The 22441-nt window shown below is 41.2% G+C and carries 34 protein-coding genes; all 34 read right to left on the reverse strand.

The features are described 5' to 3' along the window. Positions 1–120: 120 nt before the first annotated feature. Positions 121–510 (reverse strand): 30S ribosomal protein S11, encoded by a 390-nt coding sequence (gene rpsK / locus V7164_RS03230; RefSeq protein WP_151537137.1) that lies wholly within the window; start codon positions 508–510, stop codon positions 121–123. Positions 511–531: 21 nt separating this feature from the next. Continuing rightward, positions 532–897, reverse strand: coding sequence for a 30S ribosomal protein S13 (rpsM, locus tag V7164_RS03235; RefSeq protein ID WP_066301463.1), 366 nt, complete (start codon positions 895–897; stop codon positions 532–534). A gap of 21 nt (positions 898–918) precedes the next feature. Further along, positions 919–1032 (reverse strand): 50S ribosomal protein L36, encoded by a 114-nt coding sequence (rpmJ, locus tag V7164_RS03240; protein ID WP_000868344.1) that lies wholly within the window; start codon positions 1030–1032, stop codon positions 919–921. 35 nt (positions 1033–1067) lie between these two features. After that, the gene (gene infA, locus V7164_RS03245) at positions 1068–1286 is read right to left on the reverse strand and encodes a translation initiation factor IF-1 (protein WP_009336604.1); all 219 of its coding nucleotides are present in this window, start codon (positions 1284–1286) and stop codon (positions 1068–1070) included. A gap of 320 nt (positions 1287–1606) precedes the next feature. Then, positions 1607–2353 (reverse strand): type I methionyl aminopeptidase, encoded by a 747-nt coding sequence (gene map, locus V7164_RS03250; protein ID WP_335343887.1) that lies wholly within the window; start codon positions 2351–2353, stop codon positions 1607–1609. Beyond that, positions 2353–3003: an adenylate kinase gene (locus tag V7164_RS03255; RefSeq protein ID WP_335343886.1), complete on the reverse strand. Its 651-nt coding sequence runs from the start codon at positions 3001–3003 to the stop codon at positions 2353–2355. The genes map and V7164_RS03255 overlap by 1 nt, the downstream gene beginning before the upstream one ends. A 60-nt stretch (positions 3004–3063) precedes the next feature. Next, a complete protein-coding gene (gene secY, locus V7164_RS03260) occupies positions 3064–4359 on the reverse strand; it encodes a preprotein translocase subunit SecY (protein WP_335343885.1) in 1296 nt (431 codons plus the stop codon). Continuing rightward, positions 4359–4799: a 50S ribosomal protein L15 gene (rplO, locus tag V7164_RS03265; protein WP_066301477.1), complete on the reverse strand. Its 441-nt coding sequence runs from the start codon at positions 4797–4799 to the stop codon at positions 4359–4361. The genes secY and rplO overlap by 1 nt, the downstream gene beginning before the upstream one ends. Before the next feature lie 34 nt (positions 4800–4833). Then, positions 4834–5016 (reverse strand): 50S ribosomal protein L30, encoded by a 183-nt coding sequence (gene rpmD / locus V7164_RS03270; RefSeq protein ID WP_066301482.1) that lies wholly within the window; start codon positions 5014–5016, stop codon positions 4834–4836. 13 nt (positions 5017–5029) lie between these two features. Further along, a complete protein-coding gene (gene rpsE, locus V7164_RS03275) occupies positions 5030–5530 on the reverse strand; it encodes a 30S ribosomal protein S5 (RefSeq protein ID WP_057776552.1) in 501 nt (166 codons plus the stop codon). A 24-nt stretch (positions 5531–5554) separates the two neighbouring features. Beyond that, a complete protein-coding gene (gene rplR, locus V7164_RS03280) occupies positions 5555–5917 on the reverse strand; it encodes a 50S ribosomal protein L18 (RefSeq protein WP_335343884.1) in 363 nt (120 codons plus the stop codon). Positions 5918–5949: 32 nt separating this feature from the next. Continuing rightward, complete coding sequence (rplF, locus tag V7164_RS03285; RefSeq protein WP_335343883.1) at positions 5950–6489, reverse strand: 50S ribosomal protein L6; 540 nt, start codon at positions 6487–6489, stop codon at positions 5950–5952. 31 nt (positions 6490–6520) lie between these two features. After that, positions 6521–6919, reverse strand: a complete 399-nt coding sequence (gene rpsH, locus V7164_RS03290; protein WP_066301490.1) for a 30S ribosomal protein S8 — start codon at positions 6917–6919, stop codon at positions 6521–6523. A 30-nt stretch (positions 6920–6949) separates the two neighbouring features. Next, on the reverse strand, positions 6950–7135 hold the full coding sequence (gene rpsN, locus V7164_RS03295) for a 30S ribosomal protein S14 (protein ID WP_009499044.1): 186 nt from the start codon (positions 7133–7135) through the stop codon (positions 6950–6952). 25 nt (positions 7136–7160) lie between these two features. Then, on the reverse strand, positions 7161–7700 hold the full coding sequence (rplE, locus tag V7164_RS03300; RefSeq protein WP_335343882.1) for a 50S ribosomal protein L5: 540 nt from the start codon (positions 7698–7700) through the stop codon (positions 7161–7163). 26 nt (positions 7701–7726) lie between these two features. After that, on the reverse strand, positions 7727–8038 hold the full coding sequence (rplX, locus tag V7164_RS03305) for a 50S ribosomal protein L24 (RefSeq protein ID WP_335343881.1): 312 nt from the start codon (positions 8036–8038) through the stop codon (positions 7727–7729). A gap of 35 nt (positions 8039–8073) precedes the next feature. Further along, entirely contained in the window at positions 8074–8442 is a 369-nt protein-coding gene (rplN, locus tag V7164_RS03310; RefSeq protein WP_066301501.1) for a 50S ribosomal protein L14, read from the reverse strand. A gap of 40 nt (positions 8443–8482) precedes the next feature. Then, a complete protein-coding gene (gene rpsQ / locus V7164_RS03315) occupies positions 8483–8746 on the reverse strand; it encodes a 30S ribosomal protein S17 (RefSeq protein ID WP_066301504.1) in 264 nt (87 codons plus the stop codon). Between the two features lie 21 nt (positions 8747–8767). Beyond that, on the reverse strand, positions 8768–8968 hold the full coding sequence (gene rpmC, locus V7164_RS03320) for a 50S ribosomal protein L29 (RefSeq protein ID WP_057776544.1): 201 nt from the start codon (positions 8966–8968) through the stop codon (positions 8768–8770). Beyond that, positions 8958–9392, reverse strand: coding sequence for a 50S ribosomal protein L16 (gene rplP, locus V7164_RS03325; RefSeq protein ID WP_335353382.1), 435 nt, complete (start codon positions 9390–9392; stop codon positions 8958–8960). Before rplP ends, rpmC begins: the two co-directional genes overlap by 11 nt. Before the next feature lies 1 nt (position 9393). Further along, the gene (gene rpsC, locus V7164_RS03330; RefSeq protein WP_335343879.1) at positions 9394–10050 is read right to left on the reverse strand and encodes a 30S ribosomal protein S3; all 657 of its coding nucleotides are present in this window, start codon (positions 10048–10050) and stop codon (positions 9394–9396) included. A gap of 3 nt (positions 10051–10053) precedes the next feature. After that, a complete protein-coding gene (gene rplV / locus V7164_RS03335; RefSeq protein WP_009336582.1) occupies positions 10054–10395 on the reverse strand; it encodes a 50S ribosomal protein L22 in 342 nt (113 codons plus the stop codon). An 18-nt stretch (positions 10396–10413) separates the two neighbouring features. After that, complete coding sequence (gene rpsS, locus V7164_RS03340; protein WP_066301517.1) at positions 10414–10692, reverse strand: 30S ribosomal protein S19; 279 nt, start codon at positions 10690–10692, stop codon at positions 10414–10416. 60 nt (positions 10693–10752) lie between these two features. Beyond that, positions 10753–11583: a 50S ribosomal protein L2 gene (gene rplB, locus V7164_RS03345; RefSeq protein ID WP_066301520.1), complete on the reverse strand. Its 831-nt coding sequence runs from the start codon at positions 11581–11583 to the stop codon at positions 10753–10755. 25 nt (positions 11584–11608) lie between these two features. Then, entirely contained in the window at positions 11609–11896 is a 288-nt protein-coding gene (gene rplW, locus V7164_RS03350) for a 50S ribosomal protein L23 (protein WP_315668898.1), read from the reverse strand. Next, positions 11893–12516 (reverse strand): 50S ribosomal protein L4, encoded by a 624-nt coding sequence (gene rplD / locus V7164_RS03355; protein WP_315666873.1) that lies wholly within the window; start codon positions 12514–12516, stop codon positions 11893–11895. The genes rplW and rplD overlap by 4 nt, the downstream gene beginning before the upstream one ends. Before the next feature lie 27 nt (positions 12517–12543). Then, entirely contained in the window at positions 12544–13170 is a 627-nt protein-coding gene (gene rplC / locus V7164_RS03360; protein ID WP_335353383.1) for a 50S ribosomal protein L3, read from the reverse strand. Between the two features lie 41 nt (positions 13171–13211). Beyond that, entirely contained in the window at positions 13212–13520 is a 309-nt protein-coding gene (rpsJ, locus tag V7164_RS03365; protein ID WP_009336571.1) for a 30S ribosomal protein S10, read from the reverse strand. A gap of 400 nt (positions 13521–13920) precedes the next feature. After that, complete coding sequence (tuf, locus tag V7164_RS03370) at positions 13921–15108, reverse strand: elongation factor Tu (RefSeq protein WP_335346161.1); 1188 nt, start codon at positions 15106–15108, stop codon at positions 13921–13923. Between the two features lie 124 nt (positions 15109–15232). Continuing rightward, positions 15233–17311: an elongation factor G gene (fusA, locus tag V7164_RS03375; RefSeq protein ID WP_335346160.1), complete on the reverse strand. Its 2079-nt coding sequence runs from the start codon at positions 17309–17311 to the stop codon at positions 15233–15235. A gap of 51 nt (positions 17312–17362) precedes the next feature. Next, the gene (rpsG, locus tag V7164_RS03380) at positions 17363–17833 is read right to left on the reverse strand and encodes a 30S ribosomal protein S7 (protein ID WP_315666869.1); all 471 of its coding nucleotides are present in this window, start codon (positions 17831–17833) and stop codon (positions 17363–17365) included. 44 nt (positions 17834–17877) lie between these two features. Next, entirely contained in the window at positions 17878–18300 is a 423-nt protein-coding gene (rpsL, locus tag V7164_RS03385) for a 30S ribosomal protein S12 (RefSeq protein WP_335346159.1), read from the reverse strand. 104 nt (positions 18301–18404) lie between these two features. Continuing rightward, complete coding sequence (locus V7164_RS03390; RefSeq protein WP_335346158.1) at positions 18405–18653, reverse strand: 50S ribosomal protein L7ae-like protein; 249 nt, start codon at positions 18651–18653, stop codon at positions 18405–18407. Positions 18654–18820: 167 nt separating this feature from the next. Next, entirely contained in the window at positions 18821–22420 is a 3600-nt protein-coding gene (gene rpoC, locus V7164_RS03395; protein WP_335346157.1) for a DNA-directed RNA polymerase subunit beta', read from the reverse strand. Between the last annotated feature and the right edge of the window lie 21 nt (positions 22421–22441).

Below are 22441 nucleotides of genomic sequence, written 5' to 3' on the forward strand. Positions count from 1 at the left end.
ATTCCCCATGTATACGTTCCCGTTTTGCGCACAACAACTTGAATAATAGTCTGTATAAAAGCAAGAAAATTTTCCATCATATCCCATTATAGACAAGGATACAAAATTTATACAGAAAAATTAAACGCGGCGACGTTTTGGTGGACGGCATCCATTATGAGGAACTGGAGTTACGTCTCTAATTGCAGTAACTTCTAAACCAGCAGCTTGAAGTGCACGAATTGCAGCTTCACGGCCTGCACCAGGTCCTTTAACAGTTACTTCTAGAGTTTTCATTCCATGCTCCATAGAAGACTTCGCTGCAGTTTCTGCTGCCATTTGAGCTGCGAAAGGAGTAGATTTACGAGAACCTTTAAACCCTAATGCGCCAGCGCTTGACCATGAAAGTGCATTCCCATGAGCGTCTGTAATAGTTACAATTGTGTTATTGAAAGTAGAACGAATGTGAGCAACACCTTGTTCAATATTCTTTTTCACACGGCGTTTGCGTGTATTAGTTTTACGTGCCATTTAAAGTACCTCCTTTACTGATTATTTCTTCTTGTTCGCTACAGTCTTACGAGGACCTTTGCGTGTACGAGCATTGTTCTTAGTATTTTGTCCACGAACAGGTAAACCACGACGGTGACGAAGACCGCGGTAGCAGCCGATTTCCATTAAACGCTTGATGTTAAGTGATACTTCACGACGAAGGTCACCTTCAACTTTTAATTTATCGATGACTTCACGGATTTTATTTAATTCGTCTTCTGTTAAATCACGAACACGAGTATCTTCAGAAACACCAGCCTCTGATAAAACTTTCTTAGCTGTTTCTTTACCAATCCCATAGATGTAAGTTAATGAGATTACTACACGTTTTTCACGTGGAATATCTACACCAGCAATACGTGCCATTCTTTGCGCACCTCCTTGTTTTTAGCCTTGTTTTTGTTTATGTTTAGGGTTTTCACAGATAACCATAACTTTGCCACGTCTGCGGATAACTTTACACTTTTCGCAGATTGGCTTAACTGATGGTCTTACTTTCATTATCCTAACCTCCTTAGTAGTACGGAGTGCAGTGGTTATTTAAAACGATAAGTGATTCTTCCGCGTGTTAAGTCATATGGAGAAAGCTCAACTGTTACCTTATCTCCTGGCAGAATTCGAATGAAGTGCATACGAATTTTTCCAGAAACATGAGCTAGTACAGTATGACCATTCTCTAATTCTACTTTAAACATGGCATTTGGCAAAGTGTCAACAACAGTACCTTCTATTTCAATTACATCGTCTTTCGCCATCGAACAAGTCCCCCTTTTTCAAATATATACGAATTCATTTCTTCACTTTAACATAATAGTCAAAGTGTATTGCATCCATTACACAACCGGATTCTTGTAATCTTCCTGAACTTCTGGAGATGCTTGATCAATGAAATTACAGATGCAGTCTGGTTTATTCTTAAGATGAAGATTAAAAAATCATCATCAGTCTTAAAAAATTATAGGCCATACAACAACCTTAATATTATATCACATCGATAGCATCAAGTCCGCAAAGAACCAATACGGTTTGACTAAAAGTAGAACAAATTGCATGGACTGCGAGATTACAACCTGGCTTAAACTTTGGTAAGAATCTCATAGCCTGTGTCGGTGATCGCAATTGTATGCTCAAAATGGGCACACATTTTTCCGTCAACCGTTACAACTGTCCAATTGTCTTCTAACGTTTTCACATATCGGCTTCCTGCATTCACCATGGGTTCAATACAAAGAACCATTCCTGGTTTTAAACGCGGGCCCTTATCTGGGGGACCATAATGAGGAATTTGCGGATCCTCATGTAAGTCTTGCCCGATTCCATGACCCACATACTCACGTACAATGGAAAAACCAAATGATTCCGCATACGTTTGAATCGCATGTGAGATGTTCGACAGACGTACACCTGGTTTTGCTTCCATAAGGCCCTTATATAAAGATTCCTCGGTCACATCAAGAAGTGTCTGAGTCTCCTTATCAATTGAACCTACCGGATACGTCCAAGCTGAATCACCATGATAACCGTTATATTTAGCACCGATATCAACGCTAATAATATCGCCATTCTTTAATACCCGATTACTAGGAATGCCATGGACAAGCTCATTGTTAACTGAAGCACAAACGCTGCCGCGAAAGCCATTATAACCTTTAAAGGATGGTATTGCATCATGTTTTCGAATAAACTTTTCTGCAATTGCATCTAGCTCTAAAGTTGTAATGCCGGGTGCAATATGTTTTTTCAGTTCTTCATGAGTAAGTGCTACAATTTTTCCAGCCTCGCGCATGATTTCAATTTCACGCGGTGTTTTGCAAATGATCATTATTGCAAGCCCTCGAGTAATTGATCTACATCAGAAAATACTTTATCTATTTCCTGCTGCCCATCAATATTGCGCAAATAGCCTTTTGTTTCATAAAAATCGAGCAGTGGTTTTGTTTGCTTAATATTAACATCTAAGCGATTCTTCACAGTATCCTCATTATCATCAGCACGCTGATACAGCTCTCCGTCGCAGCGATCGCATACTCCCTCTTTTGCAGGAGGATTGAAAACAAGATGATAAGTAGCACCGCAATCTTTACAGATGCGACGGCCAGTTAGGCGATCCATAAGAATACTATTATCAACATCAATATTAATCACGTAGTTAATCTGTTTATTTAATCCCACAAGGATGTTTTCTAATGCTTCTGCTTGAGCAACAGTTCTAGGAAAGCCATCGAGCAGGAAGCCATTCTGGCAGTCATCCTTGGATAATCTTTCGCGGACAATACCAATAGTAACCTCATCAGGAACAAGTTCGCCTTTGTCCATGAATGATTTCGCCTGAAGGCCAAGTTCCGTTTCATCCTTAATGGCTGCACGGAACATATCTCCAGTAGAGATATGAGGGATGCCGTATTTAGCGACAATCTTTTCTGCTTGTGTACCTTTTCCGGCACCAGGGAGCCCCATTAATACTAGGTTCATGTGAAATCCCCCTAAATCTGATTGGCTTTTAGGGACCTCCATGGTTCCCTAAAAACCAAATTATTTAATAAAGCCTTTATAGTGACGTTTAACAAGCTGAGCCTCTAGCTGCTTCATCGTTTCTAGTGCAACACCGACAACAATGAGTAAGCTAGTTCCACCGATTTGAGCTGATTCCGGCAATCCAGCAATATTAATGAATAGAACTGGTAAGATCGCAATAGCTGTTAGGAAGATGGCACCTACAAATGTTAAACGGTATAGAACGCGTGTTAAATACTCTTGCGTATTCTTTCCTGGACGAATACCAGGAATATATCCACCTTGCTTCTTCAAGTTATCAGAAACCTGTTCCGGATTCACTTGAATGAAAGCGTAGAAATAAGTAAAGGCAATGATAAGAGCACTGTACACTACCATACCAATTGGATGTGAGTAATCAAATACTCGTTGAATCCAGAGTGTTACATCATTTTGCTCGAAGAACGAGGCAATTGTTCTAGGAGTAACGATAAAAGAAACAGCGAAGATAACCGGAATAACACCAGCAGCGTTTACTTTTAAAGGTAAGTGTGAGGATTGACCTCCAACAGGGCTTTTGCCTGCTACCATTCTTTTTGCATACTGAATAGGAATTTTCCTTAAAGCCTGCTGAATAAAAATGGTACCTACAATGATAGCAACAACAGCAACAACAATTAATACGACTGTAACGATGCGAAGGAATAGCTGCTCTCCAGCATTTTCAAATTGCTGAGCGTAGATTTGGTTAATCGTTGATGGAATACCAGCTACGATCCCAGCAAAGATGATAATAGAGATTCCATTCCCTACACCTTTAGAAGTAATTTGTTCACCTAACCACATTAAGAATGCAGTTCCAGCCGTTAATACAGTTGTAATTAGAAGATAACTTCCAATACCTGGATTTTCAATTAACTGCCCACCTGCTAGGTTATTAAACCCATAGGACATACCAAAGCCTTGGATGAAACCAAGCACAATTGTAAAATAGCGGGTAAACTGAGCTAACTTTCGGCGTCCCACTTCTCCTTGCTTTGACCATTCAGTAAACTTAGGAACAACATCCATTTGTAATAACTGAATGATAATGGATGCCGTGATATACGGCATGATTCCCATTGCCAGTATGGAGAAATTCATTAGTGCTCCGCCGCCAAATGTATTTAGAAGTCCAAATACATTAAATTGGTCCTGTGACTTCAAAAACTCCGCATTCACGCCTGGTACCGGTATAAATGTACCGATGCGGAATACAACCAGCATTAAAAGGGTGAATATGATCTTTCTTCTTATATCACCCACGCGCATAAAATTGGAGATTGTCTGAAACATTAAATCACCTCAGTTTGACCGCCGGCAGCTTCAATCGCTTCCTTTGCAGCAGAGGAGAATTTATGAGCTTTAACAGTAAGCTTTTTCTCAACTTTGCCTTTTGCAAGAATCTTGATTCCTGCTTTTTCGTTGCTTACTACACCTGTTTCGATAAGAAGTTCAGGAGTTACTTCCGTTCCTTCTTCAAAACGATTTAGAGCATCAAGGTTCACTACCGCATATTCCTTACGGTTAATGTTTGTAAAACCACGTTTTGGTAAACGTTGGAATAAAGGTGTTTGACCACCCTCGAATCCAGGGCGTACACCGCCGCCAGAACGAGCATTTTGACCTTTATGACCTTTACCAGCAGTTTTACCATTACCAGAACCGATTCCACGGCCTTTGCGTTTACGCTCCCCGCGTGAACCTTCTGCAGGCTTTAATTCATGAAGTTTCATGTTGGCACCTCCTTATTTTGTAGAAGAGTGAATATTATATTTCTTTTACCGTAACAAGGTGAGCAACTTTATTGATCATTCCGCGAATAGCCGGATTGTCTTGATGCTCAACTGTTTGGTGCATTTTACGTAAGCCAAGAGCTTTAACTGTTTCGCGTTGGTCCCCTGGGCGGCCAATCACGCTGCGAGTGAGGGTAATTTCTAGTTTATTCGCCATTTGATTTCCCTCCTTATCCTAACAGTTCTTCTACTGATTTACCACGTAATTTAGCTACGTCCTCAGCACGTTTTAATTGTGTTAAACCGTTCAAAGTAGCTCGAACCATGTTGATTGGTGTGTTTGTTCCTAAAGATTTAGAAAGAATATCACCAACACCAGCTAATTCAAGTACCGCACGAACTGGTCCACCAGCGATAACTCCAGTACCTTCATATGCAGGCTTTAGAAGTACTTCCCCTGCACCGAAGTTACCAATAACTTGGTGAGGAATCGTTGTTCCAACCATTGGTACTTCGATTAAGTTTTTCTTAGCATCTTCAATCGCTTTACGGATTGCTTCTGGTACTTCTTGTGCTTTACCAGTACCAAAGCCGACATGACCGTTTTTGTCACCTACTACTACAAGAGCAGAGAAACGAAAACGACGTCCACCTTTAACAACCTTCGCTACACGATTAACCGTAACTACGCGTTCTTCAAGTTCAAGTTTGTTTGGATCAATACGACGCATCTTTTTGTGTCCCTCCTTTGTCTATTAAAATTCTAAACCGTTTTCGCGAGCAGCATCAGCTAATGCTTTTACGCGGCCATGATAGAGGTAACCTCCACGGTCAAATACGACAGCTTTGATTCCTTTTTCAACTGCACGCTTTGCAACTAATTCTCCGACCTTAACTGCTGCATCAACGTTGCCTGCAGATTCTAGACTTACTTCTTTATCTAAAGTAGAAGCACTTGCTAAAGTAACTCCCTTTACATCGTCAACTAATTGAGCATAAATATGCTTATTAGAGCGGAACACGTTTAAACGAGGACGAGCTTCAGTTCCAGAAAGTTTAGCGCGTACACGGCCATGTCTTTTCTTACGAACTGCATTTTTGTCAGCCTTCGTAATCATTTAAGTCACTCCTTTCGTTTACCTATGCGGCATTACTTACCAGTTTTACCTTCTTTACGACGCACATATTCGCCTTCATAGCGGATACCTTTTCCTTTGTAAGGCTCTGGAGGACGAACATCACGAATGTTAGCCGCTAAAGCACCAACACGTTCTTTGTTGATTCCTTTAACGATAACCTTTGTGTTAGATGGAACTTCTACTTCCACGCCAGCTTCAGGTTCAATTTCAACAGGATGAGAGTACCCTACGTTTAGTACAAGTTTAGTACCTTGCTTTTGAGCACGGTATCCGACCCCGATTAGCTCAAGACCTTTTTCAAAACCTTTGGATACACCTTCAACCATGTTAGAAAGTAATGCACGAGTTGTACCGTGTAAAGTACGGTGTTCTTTCGATTCAGATGGACGAGAAACAGTTAGTACATTCTCTTCCAGTTGGATCGTCATGTCCGGGCTGAATGAACGAGTAAGTTCACCTTTAGGACCCTTTACTGTAACTGTGTTTTTACTATCGATGTTAATTGTAACACCAGTTGGAACTTCAATTGGTTTTTTACCTATACGAGACATTTATTGCACCTCCATTCATTAAGAAAGTCTATTACCAAACGTATGCTAAAACTTCTCCGCCAACTTGTTTTGCACGAGCTTCTTTATCAGAAAGAACTCCTTGAGAAGTAGAAACTAGAGCAATTCCAAGGCCGTTAAGTACACGTGGAACTTCATCAGCTTTTGCATATACACGAAGTCCAGGTTTGCTAATACGCTTTAGACCAGTGATTACACGTTCGTTATTAGAACCGTATTTTAAGAAAATGCGGATGATCCCTTGTTTGTTGTCTTCAATAAACTCAACATCGCGTACGAAACCTTCACGCTTAAGGATATCAGCGATTTCTTTTTTGATATTAGAAGCAGGAACTTCTAATTTTTCGTGACGTACCATATTCGCATTACGGATGCGAGTTAGCAAATCTGCAATTGGATCTGTCATGACCATTGTTTTTACCTCCTTCCTAAACCTATAGGTTTACCAGCTAGCTTTTTTCACGCCAGGAATTTGACCTTTATATGCTAATTCACGGAAACAGATACGGCAAAGCTTAAATTTACGGTAAACAGAATGTGGACGTCCGCAACGTTCGCAGCGTGTGTATTCTTGTACCTTATATTTAGGCGTGCGTTTTTGTTTCGCAATCATTGACTTTTTAGCCACGTTTTCGCCTCCCTCTATTTAGCGATTACTTTTGGAACGGCATTCCAAATTGAGTTAAAAGTTCACGAGCTTCTTCATCAGTATTAGCTGTAGTTACGATAACAATATCCATACCACGAACTTTGTTTACTTTATCGTAATCAATCTCAGGGAAGATTAACTGCTCTTTTACACCTAAAGTATAGTTTCCACGTCCGTCAAAAGACTTCTTGGAAATACCGCGGAAGTCACGTACACGTGGAAGTGATACAGAGACTAACTTATCAAAGAACTCATACATACGCTTTCCACGAAGAGTAACTTTCGCACCGATCGGCATACCTTCACGAAGACGGAATCCAGCGATAGAGTTTTTTGCACGAGTAACAACTGGTTTTTGACCAGCAATTAGCGCTAATTCCTCAACCGCATTGTCTAGTGCTTTAGCGTTTTGAACAGCATCACCAACACCCATGTTGATAACGATTTTATCAATCGCAGGTACTTGCATAATTGATTTATAGTTGAACTTGCTCATAAGAGCAGGAGTAATTTCTTTTGTATACTTTTCTTTTAGGCGGCTCATTCATTGTACCTCCCTTCTTCTATAAACTATTTATCTAGAACTTCACCGGATTTTGTTGCTACACGTACTTTTTTGCCATCAACCGTTTTATAGCCTACCCGTGTTGGGTTGCCAGACTTAGGGTCGATAGGCATAACGTTTGACACATGAATCGGAGCCTCTTGGCTAATGATTCCGCCTTGCGGATTCACTTGGGATGGCTTGGAATGTTTTTTCACAATGTTTACTCCTTCAACAAGTACTCGGTCTTGTTTAGGGAACGCTGCAAGAATGACACCCGTTTTGCCTTTATCCTTACCAGAGATGACCATAACTTTGTCACCTTTTTTCACATGCATCAGTAAGCACCTCCTTAAAGGCAATTTAGTTTTAATTATAGAACTTCTGGAGCTAAAGAAATAATTTTCATGAAGTTGCTGTCGCGTAGTTCACGAGCAACAGGTCCGAAGATACGAGTACCACGAGGACCCTTATCGTCACGAATAATTACACATGCGTTTTCATCAAAACGAATGTAAGTACCGTCATTACGGCGTACACCGCTCTTTGTCCGAACAACTACTGCTTTAACAACATCACCTTTTTTAACAACGCCACCTGGTGTTGCTTGTTTCACTGTACAAACGATAATATCACCGATGTTAGCGTATTTGCGGCCAGTGCCACCAAGAACTTTAATTGTAAGTACTTCACGAGCACCAGAGTTGTCTGCAACTTTCAAACGTGATTCCTGTTGAATCATGTGTGTAACCTCCCTTCGGAATTAACTCTTTTCCGAACAATTAGATAATAACTGCTTTTTCTACTACTTCTACAAGACGGAAGCGTTTTGTAGCTGAAAGCGGACGAGTTTCCATAATACGGACAATATCGCCAGTTTTCGCTGTATTTTGCTCATCATGAGCTTTGAATTTTTTAGAGTACTTAACGCGTTTACCGTATAAAGGGTGCTTTTTGTAAGTTTCAACAAGGACAGTAACGGTCTTATCCATTTTGTCTGAAACAACACGCCCAGTGTAAACTTTGCGTTGGTTGCGTTCACTCATTGTGCGAACCTCCTCTCAATTTCACTTTGAAAAACCAATTTCTCTTTCACGAATCACTGTTTTCATACGAGCGATTGATTTGCGCACTTCACGAATACGAGCTGTATTCTCAAGCTGGCCAGTCGCTAACTGAAAGCGAAGATTGAATAATTCTTCTTTTAATGATTTGACTTTTTGTTCAATTTCGGCAGTGGTAAGGTCACGAATATCATTAGCTTTCATTTGATTCACCACCAATTTCTTCTCGTTTTACAAACTTACACTTAAGCGGAAGCTTGTGTGCAGCAAGTCGAAGAGCTTCACGAGCGATTTCTTCAGAAACACCTGCAATTTCGAACATTACTTTCCCAGGCTTAACAACTGCTACCCATCCTTCAGGAGCACCCTTACCGGAACCCATTCGGACTTCTAGAGGCTTGGCAGTGTATGGCTTATGAGGGAATATTTGAATCCAAACTTTACCGCCACGTTTCATGTAACGAGTCATAGCGATACGAGCTGATTCAATTTGACGGTTCGTGATCCATGAAGCTTCAGTAGCCTGTAGACCGAATTCACCGAAATTCACTTCTGTGCCGCCTTTTGATTGACCGCGCATATTTCCACGGTGCACACGACGATATTTTACGCGTTTAGGCAGTAACATATTATTTGCCTCCTTCCTCAGATTTCTTCTTCGTAGGAAGGACCTCTCCACGATAAATCCATACTTTCACACCAAGCTTACCGTAAGTTGTATCAGCTTCAGCTGTCGCATAATCGATATCAGCACGAAGAGTATGAAGTGGAACTGTTCCTTCGCTGTAAGATTCAGAACGAGCGATATCAGCACCGCCTAAGCGTCCAGATACCATTGTTTTGATACCTTTCGCACCAGCGCGCATTGCACGTTGAATAGTTTGTTTTTGAGCACGACGGAAAGATACGCGGTTTTCTAATTGACGAGCAATGTTTTCCGCAACTAATTTCGCATCGATATCAGCTTTTTTGATTTCAAGAATATTGATGTGTACACGTTTGCCAGTAAGTGAGTTAAGAGCTTTACGAAGTGCTTCAACTTCAGTACCACCTTTACCAATAACCATTCCTGGCTTGGCAGTGTGAATAGTGATGTTTAGACGATTAGCTGCACGTTCGATTTCTACTTTTGATACAGAAGCATCCTTCAGACGCTTTGTGATGTACTCACGAACTTTAAGGTCTTCGTGTAAAAGATCAGCATAGTCTTTGCCTGCGTACCATTTTGATTCCCAATCACGGATAACACCGATACGCAAACCGACTGGATTTACTTTTTGACCCACTGATTATCCCTCCTTCTTTTCTGATAAAACGATAGTAATATGACTAGTACGTTTGTTAATTTGGCTTGCACGGCCCATTGCACGAGGACGGAAACGTTTAAGTGTTGGTCCTTCGTCAACGAAAGCTTGAGCAACCACTAAATTGTTAACGTCCATTTCGTAGTTGTGCTCAGCGTTTGCTAATGCAGATTTCAAAACCTTCTCTACGATTGGAGAAGCAGCTTTTGGAGTTAAGTTCAAAATTGCTACTGCTTCACCTACTTGCTTTCCTCGAATTAAATCTACGACTAAACGAGCTTTACGAGGAGCAATACGAACTGTTCTTGCAACAGCTTTAGCTTGCATAAGAATGCCCTCCTCTCATTAACGTCTTGTTTTCTTATCATCATTGCCATGCCCTTTGTAAGCGCGTGTTGGAGCAAATTCTCCAAGCTTGTGGCCTACCATGTCTTCAGTGACATATACAGGAACGTGTTTACGACCATCGTAAACTGCAATTGTGTGTCCGATGAATTGCGGGAAGATCGTAGAACGGCGAGACCAAGTTTTGATAACTTGTTTGCCATCAGTTTCATTTAGCTTTTCGATCTTTGTCATTAAATGATCATCAACAAAAGGTCCTTTTTTTAAGCTGCGACCCATGAGTGAACCTCCCTTCGCGATTGATCTACGGTTCCATACGTGAACCGTAGGGCAATCCCGTTATTTTTTACGGCGACGAACAATAAACTTATCCGACTTGTTTGATTTTTTGCGTGTTTTGAAACCAAGTGTTGGTTTGCCCCAAGGAGTCATTGGAGACTTACGTCCGATTGGTGAACGTCCTTCACCACCACCGTGTGGGTGATCGTTAGGGTTCATTACGGATCCACGAACTGCTGGGCGCTTACCTAACCAGCGGGAACGTCCAGCTTTACCGATGTTAATAAGCTCATGTTGCTCGTTACCTACTTGACCGATAGTTGCACGGCAAGTAGCGAGGATCATACGTACTTCGCCAGAGTTTAGGCGTACAAGAACATATTTACCTTCTTTACCAAGAACTTGAGCAGAAGTTCCTGCAGAACGGACTAATTGTCCACCTTTACCAGGTTTTAACTCGATGTTATGGATTACAGTACCCATTGGAATGTTTATTAATGGCAGAGCGTTACCCACTTTAATGTCAGCCTCTGGACCAGACATTACTTCCATACCTACTTCTAGGTTTTTAGGAGCTAGGATGTAGCGCTTTTCACCATCTACATAGTTAATTAGAGCAATTCTTGATGAACGGTTTGGATCGTACTCGATCGTAGCAACGCGTCCTGGAATGCCATCTTTGTTACGTTTAAAGTCGATAATACGATACTGGCGTTTATGACCGCCGGCTTGATGACGAACAGTTATCTTACCTTGGTTGTTGCGGCCTGCTTTTTTATTCAATGGAGCTAACAGGGATTTTTCGGGTTTATCAGTAGTGATTTCTTCGAAAGTGAAACCTGTCATGCCGCGACGACCGTTAGAGGTAGGTTTATACTTTTTAATCGCCATTTTATTCCCTCCTCTTCAATTAATATTAAACTTCAAAGAATTCGATTTCTTTGCTGTCAGCTGTTAATTTAACAATTGCTTTACGACGTTTGTTTGTGTATCCACCAAAACGTCCCATACGCTTGAATTTACCTTTGTAGTTCATAACGTTTACTTTCTCAACTTTAACACCGAAGATAGTTTCTACAGCATCTTTAACTTGAGTTTTATTAGCTCTAACGTCAACTTCAAACGTATATTTTTTATCGGCCATTAAATCAGAAGAAGCTTCAGTAATTACGGGGCGCTTAATGATATCGCGTGCATCCATTATGCAAGCACCTCCTCTACTTTTTCAACTGCTGCTTTCGTCATGATTAATTTATCATGATTTAAAACGTCCAGAACGTTGATTCCTGTAGCAGTTACAACAGTTACACCAGGAATGTTACGAGCAGATAATGCTACGTTTTCATCAAGGTCAGCTGTTACAATAAGTGCTTTGGATTCAATAGAAAGACCTTTTAAAACACCTTTAAAGTCTTTTGTTTTTGGAGTTTCGAAAGCAAGGCTTTCTAATACTAAAATGTTTTCTGCTAACACTTTAGAAGATAATGCTGATTTGATCGCTAAGCGACGAACCTTCTTAGGAAGCTTGTAGCTGTAGCTACGTGGAACAGGACCAAACACAGTACCACCGCCACGCCATTGTGGTGAGCGGATAGAACCTTGACGAGCACGGCCAGTGCCTTTTTGGCGCCATGGCTTGCGACCGCCGCCTGCTACTTCAGATCTGATTTTAGTTTTGTGAGTTCCTTGACGTAAAGAAGCTCTTTGCATAACAACCGCTTCAAATAGAACGTGGTTATTAGGCTCGATACCAAAGATCGTATCATTAAGCTCAATTTCACCAACTTGAGAACCGCTTTGGTTAAATAATGCTACTTTCGGCATTCTTATTTCCTCCTTTCCGACTTATTACTATGCTTTTACCGCACTTTTGATTTTTAATAAAGATTTTTTAGCTCCAGGTACATTACCTTTAATTAATAATAGGTTACGTTCAACGTCAACTTTTACAATTTCAAGGTTTTGTACTGTAACTTGCTCTCCGCCCATACGTCCTGGTAATAATTTACCTTTGAATACACGGTTTGGAGCAACAGGTCCCATTGAACCAACACGACGGTGGTAACGTGAACCGTGAGACATTGGTCCGCGGGATTGTCCGTGGCGTTTAATTGCACCTTGGAAACCTTTACCTTTTGAGATTCCTGTTACATCAACAGTTTCACCTGCTGCGAAAATATCAACTTTGACTTCTTGACCAACTTCATATTCTCCTAAATTCACTCCGCGTAATTCGCGAACGAAGCGCTTAGGAGCAGTGTTAGCTTTAGCAACATGGCCCTTTTCAGGTTTGTTAGATAGCTTCTCACGTTTGTCGTCAAATCCGATTTGGATTGCTTCGTAGCCGTCAGTTTCAACTGATTTCTTTTGAAGAACAACGTTTGCAGCTGCCTCAACTACTGTTACCGGGATAAGATCACCGTTTTCAGCGAACACTTGAGTCATACCAATCTTTCTTCCTAAGATTCCTTTGGTCATTTCAGTCACACCTCCTAGATAGTTAAGTTAAATTTATTTCATTAAAGTTTGATTTCGATATCTACACCTGATGGTAAATCTAAACGCATTAGTGAATCTACCGTTTGTGGTGTTGGGTTAACGATGTCGATTAGACGTTTGTGCGTACGCATTTCGAACTGCTCACGAGAATCTTTGTACTTATGAACCGCACGAAGGATTGTGTAGATAGACTTTTCAGTCGGTAATGGAATCGGGCCAGATACAGCCGCACCAGAACGTTTTGCAGTCTCAACAATCTTTTCAGCAGATTGATCAAGGATTCTGTGATCATACGCTTTTAAACGAATACGAATTTTTTGTTTTGCCATTATTTTCCCTCCTTTTCGCCTATTTTAAAATAGACATTCTCCGTGAAAATTTCCCACACACTCGCCATGGCAAAGCGGCCGGGTGTGTCAGCAACCTTTCACTTCATCGCAGTCAAAGACCAACATTGTCTATTATACAGAAAACACAAGTCAATTGCAACACTAAATAATGCAATTTCTAGATGTCTTTCACACTCGTATTATTATAGCGGCATTCATTCTAATTTTCAAGTGAGTCTTCGGGAATCCAATAATTACATAAATCATTTTTCTAGTCATATAAAAACATCAATATTTACTTCATAGTACATATATAGAAGAAACAGTACTATTTCCTTATTCTCTATAAAGCAAAATAAAAAACCAGATGGATCGTCACCCACCTGGTTTCTATCATTAATTATTCAACGATTGTAGCAACAACGCCAGCGCCTACTGTACGTCCACCTTCACGAATAGAGAACTTAGTTCCTTCTTCGATAGCGATTGGTGCGATAAGCTCAACGTGCATTTCAATGTTATCTCCAGGCATAACCATTTCTACGCCTTCAGGAAGATTACAAATACCAGTTACGTCAGTTGTACGGAAGTAGAACTGAGGACGGTAGTTAGTGAAGAATGGAGTATGACGTCCACCCTCTTCTTTAGATAATACGTAAACTTCAGCTTTGAAAACTGTGTGTGGCTTGATTGTACCTGGCTTAGCAAGTACTTGTCCACGTTGGATATCTTCACGAGCTACACCACGAAGAAGAGCACCGATGTTATCTCCAGCTTCAGCGTAGTCTAGTAATTTACGGAACATTTCAACTCCAGTAACTGTAGTTGATTTTGGCTCTTCTGTGAAACCAGTGATTTCAATAACGTCTCCAACTTTAACTACTCCACGCTCAACACGTCCAGTAGCAACAGTTCCACGACCAGTGATTGAGAATACGTCCTCAACTGGCATCATGAATGGCTTGTCAGTGTCACGAGTTGGGTTTGGAACATACTCATCAACAGCAGCCATAAGCTCAATGATTTTTTCTTCCCATTCTGCTTCACCTTCAAGAGCTTTAAGAGCAGAACCTTTAACTACAGGAATGTCATCTCCTGGGAAGTCGTATTCAGAAAGAAGGTCACGAACTTCCATTTCTACTAATTCAAGAAGCTCTTCATCGTCAACCATGTCACACTTGTTCATGAACACAACAAGGAAAGGTACACCTACTTGACGAGAAAGAAGGATGTGCTCACGAGTTTGTGGCATTGGGCCGTCAGCAGCAGATACTACTAGGATACCGCCGTCCATTTGAGCAGCACCAGTGATCATGTTTTTAACGTAGTCAGCGTGTCCTGGGCAGTCAACGTGTGCATAGTGACGGTTTTCAGTTTCGTACTCAACGTGAGAAGTTGAGATAGTGATTCCACGCTCTTTTTCTTCTGGAGCGTTATCGATTTGGTCGTAACCTTTTGCTTCTCCACCCATTTTCTTTGCAAGTACAGTAGTGATAGCAGCAGTTAAAGTAGTTTTACCATGGTCAACGTGTCCGATTGTACCAATGTTAACATGGGGTTTTGAACGGTCAAATTTAGCTTTAGCCATTAGGAAAATCCTCCTTTAATATATAAAAAATAAGTATTATTTGAGCCGCGAAGAGAAATCCCCTCGCAGCTATGATGCTTACAATAGTAGTTATACTTGATTAAAAAGGTAAAATCAATTACTTTTATTCACCTTTATGTTTTTTGATGATTTCTTCAGAAATTGATTTTGGTACTTCTTCGTAATGATCAAATGTCATAGAGAAAACACCACGACCTTGTGTGCTTGAACGTAATGAAGTAGCGTAACCAAACATTTCTGATAGCGGAACCATTGCACGTACAACTTGAGCGTTGCCGCGAGCTTCCATACCTTCAACGCGACCACGGCGTGAAGTAACGTTACCCATAATATCTCCCATGTATTCTTCAGGGATAATAACTTCAACCTTCATTACCGGCTCAAGAATTACAGGGCTACATTTAGATGCTGCATTTTTCAATGCCATTGATGCAGCAATCTTAAACGCCATTTCAGATGAGTCAACATCATGGTAAGATCCATCAAACAATCTAGCCTTAATATCAACTAATGGGAAGCCAGCAAGGACTCCTCTATCAAGCGCATCTTCAAGACCAGCTTGTACAGGAGCGATATATTCACGAGGAACAACCCCACCGACAATACCATTTTCGAATTCAAAGCCTTTACCTTCTTCGTTTGGAGAGAATTCAATCCAAACATGACCATACTGTCCGCGTCCACCAGATTGGCGAGCAAATTTACCTTCAACTGACGCTGAAGCACGGAAAGTTTCACGGTAGGCAACCTGTGGTGCACCAACGTTAGCTTCTACTTTAAATTCACGACGCATACGGTCAACAAGGATATCAAGGTGAAGCTCACCCATACCAGCAATGATAACTTCTCCAGTTTCCTGGTCAGTATGTGCACGGAATGTCGGATCTTCTTCTTGAAGCTTTTGTAGAGCAGTTGTCATCTTATCTTGGTCAGCCTTTGTTTTTGGCTCGATAGATAATTGAATAACTGGCTCTGGGAATTCCATAGATTCTAAGATAACAGGAGCTTTTTCATCACAAAGTGTATCCCCTGTAGTCGTGTCTTTCAAACCTACAGCCGCTGCGATATCTCCAGCATGTACAATCGAAATCTCTTCACGAGAGTTAGCATGCATTTGCAGAATACGTCCTACACGCTCACGCTTACCTTTCGTTGAGTTTTTCACATAAGAACCTGAGTTCAATGTACCAGAGTAAACACGGAAGAATGTAAGTTTACCAACATAAGGGTCAGTCATAACTTTGAAAGCAAGAGCTGAGAACGGCTCGCTGTCATCTGCGTGACGCTCTGTTTCTTCCTCTGTATCTGGATTAACACCATTAATAGCTGGAATATCCAGTGGAGACGGAAGATAGTCGATTGCTGCATCAAGCATTTTTTGAACACCTTTGTTTTTGAAAGCAGTTCCGCACATTACTGGATAGAATTCAACGCTTAGAGTTGCTTTACGGATAGCCGCTTTTAGCTCTGCCTTAGTGATTTCTTCTCCACCAAGGTATTTTTCCATTAGTTCTTCATCAAGTTCAGCTACTGCTTCAATTAACTTTTCACGATATTCTTCGGCTTGAGCTTGATATTCTTCTGGGATTTCTCCAACTTGAATATCAGTTCCAAGATCGTTGTTGTAGAATGTAGCATCCATTTCAACCAAGTCAATGATACCTTTGAACGCATCTTCAGCACCGATTGGTAATTGAATTGGAGCAGCATTCGCTTGTAGACGATCATGTAGAGTTTTTACAGAATATAAGAAATCTGCACCGAGTTTATCCATTTTGTTAACGAAAACAATACGTGGCACGCCGTAAGTTGTAGCTTGGCGCCATACTGTTTCGGTTTGTGGTTCTACCCCAGATTGAGCATCAAGGACAGTAACTGCACCATCAAGTACACGAAGTGAACGTTCAACTTCAACTGTGAAGTCTACGTGTCCTGGTGTATCGATGATGTTAACGCGGTGACCTTTCCATTGTGCAGTTGTTGCTGCAGATGTAATCGTGATTCCGCGCTCCTGCTCTTGCTCCATCCAGTCCATCTGGGCTCCACCTTCGTGTGTTTCACCGATTTTGTGGATTTTTCCTGTGTAGTAAAGAATACGCTCAGTTGTTGTTGTTTTACCGGCATCGATGTGAGCCATGATTCCGATATTACGAGTATTTTCTAAGGAGAACTCTCTTGCCATTGGGTCTTTCTCCTTCCTAGTATGAGTAATATTTTGTATTGGGTATAAATCCTACCAACGATAGTGAGCAAATGCTTTGTTAGCTTCTGCCATTTTGTGAGTGTCTTCACGTTTCTTAACAGATGCTCCAGTATTGTTAGCAGCATCTAGAATTTCGTTAGCTAAACGCTCTTCCATCGTCTTTTCTCCACGTAGACGAGAGTAGTTTACTAACCAGCGAAGACCAAGAGTTGTACGACGATCTGGACGCACCTCTACTGGTACTTGGTAGTTAGATCCGCCGACACGGCGTGCTTTTACTTCAAGTACAGGCATGATGTTTTTAAGCGCTTGATCGAAAACTTCCATTGGCTCTTTTCCAGCGCGCTCGCTAATAATATTAAATGCTGAGTAAAGAATTGCTTGAGATTTACCTCTCTTACCGTCAACCATCATTTTATTAATAAGTTTGCTAACAAGCTTTGAGTTGTAAATCGGATCCGGTAATACGTCTCTTTTTGCTATAGGACCTTTACGTGGCATATTAGTTCCTCCTTTCAAAAATTCTTTTCTTTATTTTATTGAAATTATTTTTTCGCTGCTTTTGGTCTCTTTTGACCGTATTTAGAACGACTTTGCATACGGTTAGCAACACCAGCTGTGTCTAATGCTCCACGAACGATATGGTAACGTACCCCCGGTAAGTCCTTTACACGTCCGCCACGGATTAGAACAACGCTGTGTTCTTGCAGGTTATGACCGATACCAGGAATATAAGCATTAACCTCGATCCCGTTAGATAAACGTACACGAGCATATTTACGTAATGCTGAGTTTGGTTTTTTCGGAGTCATTGTACCAACACGAGTACATACACCGCGTTTTTGTGGTGAAGAAACATTTGTTTGTGCTTTTTTGAAGCTGTTATAGCCTTTGTTTAGCGCAGGTGATTTTGACTTATCCTCTTTCGTTTGACGAGGCTTGCGCACTAATTGGTTAATTGTAGGCATTGAATTGTCCTCCCTTCACTATTTTGTTTAAGCCCACACATCCAGGTGGTTCATTTTGTTGCAAAAAACAAAGTCTTTGTAGATTCGTTCTACAAAAACAGTTTTTAATTGATAATCGCAACAGCTGCTGCACCAACATCAATTCCACATGCTTTTCCAAGCTTTTTCATGGAGTCTACATAGAGAACCGGAACATTTACTTCAGATGCTTTACTTGCCACATTTGCGATTACTTTCGGGTCTGCATCTTTGGCAATAATAACCTCTTTAGTTGTTCCTGTCTGCAGTGCTTTCACAGTTTGCCTAGTTCCTATTATTACTTCTTTTGCCTGCAATACTTTTTCATAAGACATAAGTGACATCCTCCAAAGTATCCAGTTAATAGGAGCACCTTTGCTATATTACCATCTTCATTTTTGGATGTCAACAAACAATCTTATATTTTTTTAAAAAATATGATGGTAATCCATTTAAAAAACGGTACTGGCCAAGCGATTTAGCCAGCACCGATCATCTGAATTTATTCTACAGGAACTGCATCCTCAGCCGCCTCTTCCTTTGTGTAAGGCTCAGCTCTGCGATAACGCTGCATTCCAGTTCCAGCTGGGACTAACTTACCAATGATAACATTTTCCTTTAATCCCAGTAGTTCATCACGTTTTCCTTTAATCGCCGCATCTGTAAGAACTCTAGTTGTTTCCTGGAATGATGCAGCAGATAGGAACGAATCTGTTTCAAGTGATGCTTTCGTGATACCTAGTAACACTGGACGTCCTGTTGCAGGAAGCTTACCAGCAAGAAGGGCTTTCTCATTAGCATCTGTAAACTGATGTATGTCAAGAAGTGTCCCTGGCAATACATCTGTTTCAGCTGCATCAATGACACGTACCTTACGAAGCATCTGGCGAACCATTACTTCGATGTGCTTGTCACCAATTTCAACCCCTTGCATACGATAAACCTTCTGTACTTCGCGTAATAAGTATTCTTGAACAGCCGTAACGTCCTTCACTCTGATTAATTCCTTCGGATCAATCGAACCTTCCGTTAATTCCTGTCCGCGTTCTACCTGGTCATTCACCGCTACTTTAAGTCGTGCTGTATATGGCGCTGAGTATGTGCGGGATTCTACTTCACCTTGGACAACAATCTCATGCTGACGGTCTCTGCCTTCATTAATCCCTACTACAATTCCTTCAATTTCGGAAATAACAGCTACCCCTTTAGGATTACGTGCTTCAAACAATTCTTGGATACGCGGCAAACCTTGTGTAATATCGTCTCCCGCAACTCCACCTGTATGGAATGTACGCATCGTTAACTGTGTTCCAGGCTCACCGATAGATTGAGCAGCGATAATACCTACTGCCTCACCAACTTCAACCTCTTGACCAGTTGCTAGATTGCGGCCATAGCATTTCTTACATACGCCGTGGCGCGTGTTACAAGTAAATGCTGAACGGATCCAAACTTGTTCTATGTTCGCTTCTGTAACCTCTTGAGCAAGATCTTCCGTAATTAGACCATTTTCAGGTACGATTACTTCTTTAGTTTCCGGATGTTTAATAGCCTTTCTCGCATGTCGGCCAATTAGACGTTCTTCCAAAGTTTCAATCACTTCAGTGCCATCTTTCAACGCACTAATTAGTAAGCCTCTATCCGTACCACAATCATCTTCACGAACAATGACATCTTGAGCAACGTCTACTAGACGACGTGTTAAATAACCTGAGTCCGCTGTTTTTAACGCTGTGTCGGCTAGACCTTTACGAGCACCGTGAGTAGAAATAAAGTATTCCAATACTGTTAAGCCTTCACGGAAACTTGATCTAATTGGTAACTCGATAATTCTACCGGCCGGGTTCGCCATCAGTCCGCGCATACCTGCTAACTGAGTAAAGTTAGATGCGTTACCACGGGCGCCGGAATCACTCATCATAAAGATAGGGTTTGATTTATCAAGTGACTTCATCAATTTCTCTTGAATGGTGTCTTTTGCAGCACTCCAAATGGAGATAACACGATCATAACGCTCATCTTCTGTTATGAGACCGCGTCTAAACTGCTTCATAACATTATCAACTTTTGTTTGTGCCTCTTGGATAATCAGTTCCTTCTCGCCAAGTACCACGATGTCAGAAACACCAACTGTAATACCTGCTTTTGTAGAGTGCTTAAATCCAAGATCCTTCATGCGGTCAAGCATTTTTGATGTTTCAGTAATTTTATAGCGTTTGAAAACTTCAGCAATAATATTACCAAGAATCTTCTTCTTAAACGGATCTACTAGCGGCATTTCACGAATAACCGAAAGTACTTCCTGACCTCTTTCTACAAAATATTTAGCTGGAGTTTCCTCCTCTAAATTTTGTCTAGTAGGCTCGTTTATATAAGGGAAGGATGCCGGCAAAATTTCATTGAAGATTAGCTTTCCTACTGTTGTAACAAGGAGCTTCTGATTTTGCTCCGGTGTAAATGTTGGATTTTTCAAGGATCCAGCATGAACTGCCACACGTGTATGCAGGTGGACATATCCATTCTGATACGCGAGCAACGCTTCATTTACATCCTTAAAAATCATCCCTTCTCCAACTGCGCCATCTCTTTCAAGAGTCAAGTAGTAGTTTCCTAATACCATGTCCTGAGAAGGAGTTACAACTGGTTTTCCATCTTTCGGATTCAAAATGTTTTGAGCTGCAAGCATTAACAGACGTGCTTCAGCTTGTGCTTCTGATGAAAGTGGAACGTGAACCGCCATTTGGTCACCATCGAAGTCAGCGTTATAGGCTGTACAAACGAGCGGATGAAGACGAATAGCACGGCCTTCAACTAATGTTGGTTCAAACGCTTGAATTCCTAATCTATGAAGAGTAGGGGCACGGTTCAGAAGAACTGGATGTTCTTTAATAACACTTTCTAAAACATCCCAAACCTCTGGCTGAACACGTTCAATTTTGCGTTTGGCCGATTTAATATTATGAGATAAGCCCTTTTCGACTAACTCTTTCATAACGAATGGCTTAAATAACTCTAATGCCATTTCTTTCGGAAGTCCGCACTGATACATCTTTAAGTTAGGTCCTACAACGATAACCGAACGGCCAGAGTAGTCAACACGTTTTCCTAATAGGTTTTGACGGAAGCGTCCCTGCTTACCTTTTAACATGTGAGATAGTGATTTTAATGGACGGTTACCAGGTCCTGTAACAGGTCTGCCACGGCGGCCATTATCAATTAAAGCATCTACGGCTTCTTGGAGCATACGCTTTTCGTTTTGAACAATGATACTAGGCGCACCAAGATCCAATAAACGTTTTAGACGATTATTTCTATTAATCACACGACGGTATAAATCATTTAGGTCAGATGTAGCGAAACGGCCGCCATCAAGCTGAACCATCGGACGAAGCTCCGGCGGGATAACAGGGAGTACATCAAGGATCATCCAAGATGGCTCATTGCCTGAACCACGGAAAGCTTCCAATACTTCTAAACGCTTAATAGCACGTGTTCTTCGCTGTCCTTGTGCGGTTCTTAGCTCATCTTTTAAAATGTCAACTTCTTTATTTAAATCAATATCTGAAAGAAGTTTTTTAATGGATTCAGCACCCATAGAAGCTTGAAACTTATTTCCGTATTTTTCACGATATGCCCGGTATTCCTTTTCCGAAAGCAATTGCTTTCTCTCGAGGGCCGTGTCACCTGCATCAGTCACTACGTAAGACGCAAAGTAAATGACTTCTTCCAAAGCACGCGGAGACATATCAAGAACAAGTCCCATTCTGCTTGGGATTCCTTTGAAATACCAGATGTGGGAAACAGGAGCAGCAAGCTCAATATGACCCATTCTTTCACGACGCACCTTTGCACGCGTAACCTCAACGCCGCATCGGTCACAAACTACACCTTTATAGCGTACACGTTTGTATTTTCCGCAATGACATTCCCAGTCCTTTGTTGGTCCGAAAATTCGTTCACAGAATAAACCGTCTTTTTCAGGTTTTAACGTACGATAGTTAATCGTTTCAGGCTTTTTTACCTCACCATGTGACCACGAACGGATCTTATCTGGTGAAGCAAGGCCGATTTTCATATACTCAAAATTGTTTACATCTATCAAGGGGCCTACCTCCCTTTTTAT

The organism is Bacillus sp. JJ1474 (assembly GCF_036965225.1).
Taxonomy (GTDB): domain Bacteria; phylum Bacillota; class Bacilli; order Bacillales; family Cytobacillaceae; genus Cytobacillus.

Bases quoted from the DNA above. Each gene is read 5' to 3' on its own strand.
- rpsK (WP_151537137.1), bottom strand. From the start codon at position 510: ATGGCACGTAAAACTAATACACGCAAACGCCGTGTGAAAAAGAATATT.
- rpsM (WP_066301463.1), bottom strand. From the start codon at position 897: ATGGCACGTATTGCTGGTGTAGATATTCCACGTGAAAAACGTGTAGTA.
- rpmJ (WP_000868344.1), bottom strand. From the start codon at position 1,032: ATGAAAGTAAGACCATCAGTTAAGCCAATCTGCGAAAAGTGTAAAGTT.
- infA (WP_009336604.1), bottom strand. From the start codon at position 1,286: ATGGCGAAAGACGATGTAATTGAAATAGAAGGTACTGTTGTTGACACT.
- map (WP_335343887.1), bottom strand. From the start codon at position 2,353: ATGATCATTTGCAAAACACCGCGTGAAATTGAAATCATGCGCGAGGCT.
- V7164_RS03255 (WP_335343886.1), bottom strand. From the start codon at position 3,003: ATGAACCTAGTATTAATGGGGCTCCCTGGTGCCGGAAAAGGTACACAA.
- secY (WP_335343885.1), bottom strand. From the start codon at position 4,359: ATGTTTCAGACAATCTCCAATTTTATGCGCGTGGGTGATATAAGAAGA.
- rplO (WP_066301477.1), bottom strand. From the start codon at position 4,799: ATGAAACTTCATGAATTAAAGCCTGCAGAAGGTTCACGCGGGGAGCGT.
- rpmD (WP_066301482.1), bottom strand. From the start codon at position 5,016: ATGGCGAATAAACTAGAAATTACCCTCACTCGCAGCGTGATTGGCCGC.
- rpsE (WP_057776552.1), bottom strand. From the start codon at position 5,530: ATGCGTCGTATTGATCCAAACAAACTTGAACTTGAAGAACGCGTAGTT.
- rplR (WP_335343884.1), bottom strand. From the start codon at position 5,917: ATGATTACGAAGGCTGACAAAAATGCAGTTCGTAAGAAAAGACATGGC.
- rplF (WP_335343883.1), bottom strand. From the start codon at position 6,489: ATGTCTCGTATAGGTAAAAAACCAATTGAAGTTCCAACTGGTGTTACA.
- rpsH (WP_066301490.1), bottom strand. From the start codon at position 6,919: ATGGTCATGACAGATCCAATTGCAGATTTGCTAACTCGCATCCGTAAT.
- rplE (WP_335343882.1), bottom strand. From the start codon at position 7,700: ATGAGCCGCCTAAAAGAAAAGTATACAAAAGAAATTACTCCTGCTCTT.
- rplX (WP_335343881.1), bottom strand. From the start codon at position 8,038: ATGCATGTGAAAAAAGGTGACAAAGTTATGGTCATCTCTGGTAAGGAT.
- rplN (WP_066301501.1), bottom strand. From the start codon at position 8,442: ATGATTCAACAGGAATCACGTTTGAAAGTTGCAGACAACTCTGGTGCT.
- rpsQ (WP_066301504.1), bottom strand. From the start codon at position 8,746: ATGAGTGAACGCAACCAACGCAAAGTTTACACTGGGCGTGTTGTTTCA.
- rpmC (WP_057776544.1), bottom strand. From the start codon at position 8,968: ATGAAAGCTAATGATATTCGTGACCTTACCACTGCCGAAATTGAACAA.
- rplP (WP_335353382.1), bottom strand. From the start codon at position 9,392: ATGTTACTGCCTAAACGCGTAAAATATCGTCGTGTGCACCGTGGAAAT.
- rplV (WP_009336582.1), bottom strand. From the start codon at position 10,395: ATGCAAGCTAAAGCTGTTGCAAGAACAGTTCGTATTGCTCCTCGTAAA.
- rpsS (WP_066301517.1), bottom strand. From the start codon at position 10,692: ATGGGTCGCAGCTTAAAAAAAGGACCTTTTGTTGATGATCATTTAATG.
- rplB (WP_066301520.1), bottom strand. From the start codon at position 11,583: ATGGCGATTAAAAAGTATAAACCTACCTCTAACGGTCGTCGCGGCATG.
- rplD (WP_315666873.1), bottom strand. From the start codon at position 12,516: ATGCCGAAAGTAGCATTATTTAACCAAAGCGGTTCTCAAGTTGGTGAA.
- rplC (WP_335353383.1), bottom strand. From the start codon at position 13,170: ATGACCAAAGGAATCTTAGGAAGAAAGATTGGTATGACTCAAGTGTTC.
- rpsJ (WP_009336571.1), bottom strand. From the start codon at position 13,520: ATGGCAAAACAAAAAATTCGTATTCGTTTAAAAGCGTATGATCACAGA.
- tuf (WP_335346161.1), bottom strand. From the start codon at position 15,108: ATGGCTAAAGCTAAATTTGACCGTTCAAAACCCCATGTTAACATTGGT.
- fusA (WP_335346160.1), bottom strand. From the start codon at position 17,311: ATGGCAAGAGAGTTCTCCTTAGAAAATACTCGTAATATCGGAATCATG.
- rpsG (WP_315666869.1), bottom strand. From the start codon at position 17,833: ATGCCACGTAAAGGTCCTATAGCAAAAAGAGACGTATTACCGGATCCG.
- rpsL (WP_335346159.1), bottom strand. From the start codon at position 18,300: ATGCCTACAATTAACCAATTAGTGCGCAAGCCTCGTCAAACGAAAGAG.
- V7164_RS03390 (WP_335346158.1), bottom strand. From the start codon at position 18,653: ATGTCTTATGAAAAAGTATTGCAGGCAAAAGAAGTAATAATAGGAACT.